The organism is Bradyrhizobium sp. AS23.2 (assembly GCF_001908185.1).
In the GTDB taxonomy this organism is placed as follows: Bacteria; Pseudomonadota; Alphaproteobacteria; order Rhizobiales; family Xanthobacteraceae; genus Bradyrhizobium.
Genome location: NZ_LGHM01000341.1, coordinates 1 through 621, shown reverse-complemented (window position 1 = coordinate 621; position 621 = coordinate 1). Strand labels below are relative to the sequence as shown.

The following is a 621-nucleotide window of genomic DNA, read 5'->3' as shown; positions in this document are numbered from 1 at the left end:
CGAAACTCTCCGTCGATGGCCGCTTCACCTCGACGGAATCACGGTTCGCCCTGCTCCTCAAGATAGTTCTGCAACAAAATCGGCCAATAGGAGACATACTCCTTGAAGTTTCCGCCCAATTTGGTCTCTACTTACAGGACCCTTGGGGGACTACATGTCGGCGCAGCAATATTCCCGTCGTAAGGCTGTTTCATCGCTGGCTGCTACAGTCGCCTGTGCGTTGGGCGGCCCCATCCCCGCAACCGCGGAACCAGTTTCCCCCCGCGAGACGCAAGACTGCGCCGGTCCGATTTTCTTCACAACAGGTCCAAACGCCGAGCTTTACGGCGCAAAAGATGGCTATCCTCTTCCCGACATTGCGGAGGCGCGGAGGCAAGGCGACCCTTGGGAGCCAAGATACCGTGTCGGCGCATTCACCCATATCGATCGCATCTATCCAACACGGCTCATCGAGCGAGCTGTGACGCCTTGGAAGTTCAAATGCTCAAGGGCAGAAGTTTACTACAATTTTCAGGGAAGCAAGTTTTCGCCCCTCGACTACATGTCGCGCAATCCGGTCACTGGCCTACTGATTGCCAAGGACGACCAGATTATCTTCGAGCGCTATCAGTACGCGCGAAC

General features: G+C 55.9%; 1 pseudogene. It reads left to right on the top strand.

From position 1 onward, the window contains the following. Positions 1-154: 154 nt before the first annotated feature. A pseudogene (locus AC630_RS45055) lies at positions 155-621 on the top strand (hypothetical protein); the annotation flags it as partial.